This is a genomic window from Alphaproteobacteria bacterium (assembly GCA_018662925.1).
Classification (GTDB): domain Bacteria; phylum Pseudomonadota; class Alphaproteobacteria; order 16-39-46; family JABJFC01; genus JABJFC01.
Window position 1 is genome coordinate 1 of the sequence record JABJFC010000078.1, and the last position, 6,272, is coordinate 6,272.

Below are 6,272 nucleotides of genomic sequence, written 5' to 3' on the forward strand. Positions count from 1 at the left end.
ACGTCATGATGGCTTCAGGCGACGAGCAAAATCCCTTGAAATTGTGCAGCAGTTTTGACGAAATTTGAAACATTCTTACCTCCACTGTTTACGGAGAGAATATTCTTTTTACTCAAATTATTCAACAGACGCGACAGAACCGTTTCGGGATGACATGCGATCAAAAATATGACCTTAGTCTGTTGCCTAAAGAAAGCGGGTTTTTAAAAGTGTTAAAAAATTTAAGAAAATTAGGTTTCAAATATATTTCTTATGGCGTTGTTACCTCAGATAAAAAAGCCTTAACTTACTTTTCTGACGCCCATTGGGGCAAAACATACAAGAAGGAATGTCTTGCAGATAAAGGTCCCTCCCTTCATTTTTTGATGAATAGTGGACGGGCTATGTTTCCGTGGAGCAGCCTTGAGAACTCAGACGTCATTCGTATGAGAGAGGAAATTTGTGGGATCGAAGATGGAATCTCCATATATAACCACTTCGATGATGGTGGTGGGGCTGTTTTAGGGTTGGGCGTTGAAAATAAAAAGGACATGAATTCTCTTGCCTGGAATTTTCCAATGTCTGAAGTAAAATCAGGTATGGAACAGCTAATGAAACTGCATAAGAAAGTTTCTAAGAAAACCTTCATTAGACGATGGAGCTTTCTCAATTTTCCTATATTTTCAGTCGATTGTGGCAAGTTTGAAAAACAGGAGATTATAGGGATTTTTCAGGGATAATTTCGAAAAATTACGAGATTATGTCTTGACTTATTTCTTATTTGTTTTAAACTAAACCCATTAAATTATTACAAGGTGAAATATGTATAAAACATTGATGTTTTTGTTAGTGGTGTTTCTTCCCTTTTCAAGTGGCGCTATTTCCCTTGATTTAAGTAAAAGAGGAATAGCAGATGATTCTGTAGCTGACAGCAAAACTTCGCCTCGACCAATTTCTGTAAGCCGAATATTTAAAAAAATTGAATCAGATAACATGTTGGACGAGATAAGGTTTATTAATTTAAGGGGTAATGAAATTTCAGATGAAGGAGCAGAGGTGGTTTGCAGCTACGTGAGCAAGATGCCTAATTTGGAAGTTTTGGATTTATCGTGTAATCAGATAGCTCAAGCAGGCATTATAGGGTTAGTTCCAGTGATTTTAAGAATGGAAAACCTAAAGGTTGATTTAACACAAAATTATGCAGATATTGGTGCAATTACTTATTTCTACGATAATTTGAGAGCCGAAGCTGTCAAAGAGTCAAGAGATTTTGAAGAATGTGCAGGTAGAGTTGTTTTCTTTGATGAAGGAATTTTATCTCAGGAAGGTGCAGTAAATACGTTAAATGAAAGATTAGCTAATCATGCAAGTGAGAATTGGCTGAATGCGCATCAGCTTTTCTATGAAAATTCTGCTTTGGCCCATTAAACTTCAAACTTAAGTAAATTAGATGAAAATGAATGCATTAAGAAGTATAGTTGTTTCAGCTTGCTTAATATTATGCTTACAGGAAAGCTTCGGTACTCCAGCGAAACATAGTTGGCGTAGTGTCGACAGTGAAAACCTGGAGATACTACAGCCATACAAGATAAGCGTTTCTGAAACACATCTAGAATTATCTAAAATTGAGGAAGAAGTTCTACAAGGGATAAAAAATTTCGACAAAGATTGGGCAGGAAGGAATATTTTTGTTGTTAGATTCAATTATGTGGTTTTGGACGAAGAAACTCAACAATATGAATTGGAAAGAGTACTGGAGGAAGACCTAGTTTACGATAGCTCGAGTTCTAATATAACATCATTCAATGGGATAAAACGTTTTATTGGTAGTAAAGTCCAAGAAAGTGTTGGTGAACTTCTTCAATACGTTGATACGGATCTTCGTAAATCTTCGGCCAAACGGCAATTATCTAAACAAAAAAATACAGATGTACAGAAAAAAGTAAATTTTTCATACATGGAATCTTATGATTCTTTTGATTTATTTTCTGAGATTTCACAACTTCGTGAGATGTATAGGGAATATGAGCTACGCTTTAAGGGCCGGGTCCATTTTTTTGATTTTAATACTACTCAAGATGAAATTGTTAAAAATTTTAGAACACTCCTTAATTACACAGGAAGAGTTCAAGAGTTAATTGCAATAAATGAAAGACTTAGTTCAACTTACACTAGAGTAAGTGATGGATTTTCAAGAAAAGCGCAAGAAAAATATATGGCCTTGAGGAGAAAATATGAAAGTGAATTAACAGGAATAGATGCAAGATTGACCTTTTTGAGAGATAATTCAAACCCTTTAAAATCTAGTGAAGAGGATTATTATAAGAGAGTCAGAGAATCGGAAGATGAATTTGATGCATTTAGGAAAGATTTAGATTTTGATAAAGTTCGAACCAATGAAATACTATATCAGTTGTGGCATAGTGAACAGAAGTTCATTAGTGACTTGCGAAGACAATTTAATCTCCCAGAGGAAAAAAGATTTTTCAAAACAAGAGATCAAATAACAGGAAAGAAACGAGTGTTTTTTATGATCAATGTTCACTCAAGGTTTGATATCTGCGGTGATGCTTGTGGTCCTGGTTTGCTTGCTACCTGTTCTCCTTTTGGTGAATTTGCGGAAAAAATCCGTGGCCATTTTAAGCAGGATTTTGCATTTATTTCCTCTTTTCGACAGTTTAGAAATCAATGGACCGGACAAGAAGTTGAAATTTTTAAAAAGGAAGCTGCTTCAGACATTAGAGAGGAAAAATTTCCGTATTTTCCAGCCTTGTATGTTGGGGATTACTCAGAGGTTCAATCTGAGGCTGATACTGTGACTGAATAATATCTTGCTGCCTATCATTTTCTCTGACAGATGATACGAAAATCCTCGTAAATTTTCCTCCTATCATGCTTTTTTCATAATACTCTTTTTTTCTTCAACAGAAAACCTTTTAAGGGTGTAGTTACATCCTATGCGTTTTTTGCATTAAAACGTTTTTTTAAAATACCCTGCGTCATTTGAATAGCCTGCCCAATATCTTCAATAGTATATTCTTTTCTCTGTCCTCTCTGTCCTCTCTGTCCTATACGCTCATAATTTGTTGAGATCACCCACTCTGCCTGTCCGACACAAATTGCATAATACCCTGAAACGTTACTAGCAGGGTTTTTAGCCTGAAAATTGATATAAACTAAGTTCATAAGCTCTCAAAGCTCCACCACTGTAGTTAATTAGTTTTTCCTGAGTCAAATAACGTAGCCTTATAAATCATATCCCCTTAGGCTCTCTACGGCATCTTTGTTATTTTAGCGTTTAGCCCTGCAGTACATTTTCAAGAGCTTTTAACATAACGTGGCCTTGCCAGTCTTTTCTGATGGCATTCCACCTTAATCCAGACTCTCGGATTTTAGCTCTTATTTCAGCAGAAGGTTTGTCCTTAAAAACGACAATAACAGGTGTTTTTTTCTTACTTTCTTTGCCAAACTCAACTCCTCCCTTTACCTCCCATTTATCAACCTCCTGCGGAATTTTTTCTCTCGCCTCTTTTAAGGAGAGAAGTCCTCCATATAGAGCATTGGTATTTAAATCAGAGAGTCCTGCTTTTGATACAAGTCCTCCAAGCTCAATAAGTTTTCGTGTTCTGGATTTCCTCTCAGTTTTTTTCAACAAAGACTCTTGTTCTTTCAGACGGTTTTTTAGTTGTTCTAAACGAATTTTCTTTTTTTCAAGAATATTAGTTGTTGTCATACCCTACTCCTAGGGAATCTTTTTAAGAGAGAATTCAATATATCAGAACAAAGAAACCGTCGCAAGACGTTATGGGGTGACTTCGAAGAATCACTTTATAGCCCATATGCTCATTACAACAAGAAGGTTTACGAAAGATGGCAAAGAGTTGGCCTCTCACAAAGCCAGAGACACAGATCCTCTAGTGCGAAAAGGGGCTGTTGTTGAAGCGGAAGTTGTTGGTGAAATTGTTAGAGATATTCAAAATGAGTATTTTATAGAAAAAGGCCTTGATATAAGAGTGGATCCCATTGGCATCGTCCCTCAAGAACATTTAGGTCCGGTCCGTATGCGCAATCACATGAACGATGCTCTTATTCGTGCTGAACTTATTAAATCAGCAAATGAGAAGCTTACGAAAGATCCTGAAGCCATTTTGAGTGAAGTAACACGAGAAAAAGCTGTATTTAAGGTCCAGGATATAGAAAGGTTCTGCAATAAACATATTCCTCACGAATTTAGAGAGACTCTTTTGAAAGAAGTTTTAACCAGTAAGAGTGTTATAGAGCTCTTTCATCCAGAAACGTCTCAAGGGACAAATTCCTTTACTTTGAAGGAAATCCGAGAACAAGAAAAAAAACTCTTACGTTTTTCTCAAAATATAGCTGATAAGCAGTCTTTTGAAATCAAATCCGAGGCCGTTGAGGCCTCTTTAAAAGCAACGTCCATTACTAAAGAGCAGGCTGATGTCTTTGAGCATACCATCTCTAATGACAGTAACCTAAAAATCATTCAAGGGCGTGCTGGAGTTGGAAAGAGCTATGTGCTCTCTCCTATCCGCGAAGCTTATGAAAACTCCGGCTTTAAGGTGATTGGTCTTGCTCCGACAAACAAGGTAGTAAATGATTTAAAAGATGGGGGTTTTACGCACGCAACAACCTGCCACTCGTTACTTTTTCAGCTTAAAAACAAGAGAACCTCAATTGATTCCAAAACGGTTTTGGTCGTGGATGAAGCCGCGATGCTTGGCACAGAACTCATGGTTGAGCTGTTTAATGTCGCCAAACGTGCACACACAAAAGTTATTTTAGTAGGAGATGAACGCCAACTACCTTCTATTGAGCGAGGGGGTATGTTTGAAGTGTTGGCGCAACGTTTTGAGTCTCGTTTAATAGAGACTGTTCAAAGGCAGCAGCTGCATTGGCAACGACAAGTTTCTGAAGATTTATCAAATCTTAAGGTGCATTCTGCTGTGCAAACTCTGAAAGAGCACAACAAGCTTAACTGGCATAAAAAAAAACAAGACGCCCTAAGTGCCATCGTCAATCAGTGGTCTCGGGACTCTACGGCCCATCCGAAAGATCAGAGATTTATATTAGCGCAACGTAATATAGATGTGGATGCTCTCAACGCTGCTGTAAGAGATATTAGGAAAGACCGGGGAGAACTAGGGGAGAAAGATTACATCATAGAAACAACGAGAGGATCTGAGAGGTTTTCTTGCGGAGACAGAGTCCTTTTTACGCTAACAGACAAGGAGATTGGAGTTTTCAACGGCAATGTTGGGATTATCACAGGACTTACATCTAAAACCTGCCTGATTAAACAGGATAATGGCCAAGAAATCACTCTAGATCCTCGCACTTATAGAGGCTTAAAGCATGGATATGCCGGTACAATTTACAAAGCACAAGGGGCTACTATAGATCAAGTTTATGTCCTACATGACAGAGCCACAAATCATAATAACAGCTATGTCGCGTTAACCCGGCACAGTAAGGATATTCAGATCTTTATCAATAGGGACGAGACGCGAGATTTTAATCAATTTATTAACCAGATAAGTCGCACAGGGTCAAAAACGGCTAGCGTCAATTATCTTACCTTGCAAGAGGTTCAAGAAAAACAAAAAGATTCCTCTCTTGGTTTGACGCAAGTAGCACGTGATAAATCACAAGCAATTTGGACGCATGTAAAGGATTATTTCCATCAGAATGAGGATTTTTATAAGTTTGAGGATACGCGTGATAACTCTCTCAAGCCAGTACAGGAAAAAGATAATTACTTTGTTATGGAAGGAAAATCCTGTCAAAATATGCAAGAAATCTTGGAGCGCCGGTTACACTCGGTTTATCAAGAGAGGTTCAAAGAAACGCCAGATCAAAACGAACGGACATTATTAAACAAACAATCTTACAGAACTCTCTATCATTTGAAAGCATTGAAAAGCAGGACAGGACAAGATCCCAGTCATGAAGATGTTAAAATACTTTCAGCAAGGGCTCGGCTTGAGATTAAACGTTCTGACGAAATCAAAAAAGATGTACTGAATGATTTAAAGTATGAGGGGCCTCATAAACAAGAAGATATTTTGAGGGGGACAATTTATGGAGATCGTTTAGCAAGCATTGAAGGAAGGGAATTTGAAAAGAGTTTAAGAGGTTCTGTCGCGTCTGTTGAATAATTTGAGTAAAAAGAATATTCTCTCCGTAAACAGTGGAGGTAAGAATGTTTCAAATTTCGTCAAAACTGCTGCACAATTTCAAGGGATTTTGCTCGTCGCCTGAAGCCATCATGACGT

The 6,272-nt window shown here is 37.5% G+C and carries 6 protein-coding genes; 4 read left to right on the plus strand and 2 right to left on the minus strand.

The annotated features are described in order from the left end of the window. Window positions 1–149: 149 nt before the first annotated feature. The 3 genes from HOL16_06510 to HOL16_06520 all read left to right on the plus strand — a co-directional run bounded on the left by HOL16_06510 (window position 150) and on the right by HOL16_06520 (window position 2,806). Window positions 150–719, plus strand: coding sequence for a hypothetical protein (locus HOL16_06510; GenBank protein ID MBT5390335.1), 570 nt, complete (start codon window positions 150–152; stop codon window positions 717–719). Window positions 720–801: 82 nt separating this feature from the next. After that, window positions 802–1,407: a hypothetical protein gene (locus HOL16_06515; GenBank protein MBT5390336.1), complete on the plus strand. Its 606-nt coding sequence runs from the start codon at window positions 802–804 to the stop codon at window positions 1,405–1,407. A 22-nt stretch (window positions 1,408–1,429) separates the two neighbouring features. Next, a complete protein-coding gene (locus HOL16_06520) occupies window positions 1,430–2,806 on the plus strand; it encodes a hypothetical protein (GenBank protein MBT5390337.1) in 1,377 nt (458 codons plus the stop codon). Window positions 2,807–2,934: 128 nt separating this feature from the next. Here the strand turns inward: HOL16_06520 and HOL16_06525 are convergent, their stop codons facing one another. Both HOL16_06525 and HOL16_06530 read right to left on the minus strand, forming a co-directional pair. Beyond that, the gene (locus HOL16_06525) at window positions 2,935–3,165 is read right to left on the minus strand and encodes a hypothetical protein (protein MBT5390338.1); all 231 of its coding nucleotides are present in this window, start codon (window positions 3,163–3,165) and stop codon (window positions 2,935–2,937) included. A gap of 112 nt (window positions 3,166–3,277) precedes the next feature. After that, complete coding sequence (locus HOL16_06530; GenBank protein ID MBT5390339.1) at window positions 3,278–3,712, minus strand: conjugal transfer protein TraD; 435 nt, start codon at window positions 3,710–3,712, stop codon at window positions 3,278–3,280. Between the two features lie 76 nt (window positions 3,713–3,788). On the opposite strand from HOL16_06530, the gene HOL16_06535 reads away from it, so the two are divergent. Then, window positions 3,789–6,155 (plus strand): AAA family ATPase, encoded by a 2,367-nt coding sequence (locus HOL16_06535; GenBank protein ID MBT5390340.1) that lies wholly within the window; start codon window positions 3,789–3,791, stop codon window positions 6,153–6,155. Window positions 6,156–6,272 lie beyond the last annotated feature (117 nt).

Excerpts from the sequence above, each read along its gene's own strand:
- HOL16_06515 (MBT5390336.1), top strand. The coding sequence starts at position 802 with ATGTATAAAACATTGATGTTTTTGTTAGTGGTGTTTCTTCCCTTTTCA.
- HOL16_06510 (MBT5390335.1), top strand. The coding sequence starts at position 150 with ATGACATGCGATCAAAAATATGACCTTAGTCTGTTGCCTAAAGAAAGC.
- HOL16_06525 (MBT5390338.1), bottom strand. The coding sequence starts at position 3,165 with ATGAACTTAGTTTATATCAATTTTCAGGCTAAAAACCCTGCTAGTAAC.
- HOL16_06520 (MBT5390337.1), top strand. The coding sequence starts at position 1,430 with ATGAAAATGAATGCATTAAGAAGTATAGTTGTTTCAGCTTGCTTAATA.
- HOL16_06530 (MBT5390339.1), bottom strand. The coding sequence starts at position 3,712 with ATGACAACAACTAATATTCTTGAAAAAAAGAAAATTCGTTTAGAACAA.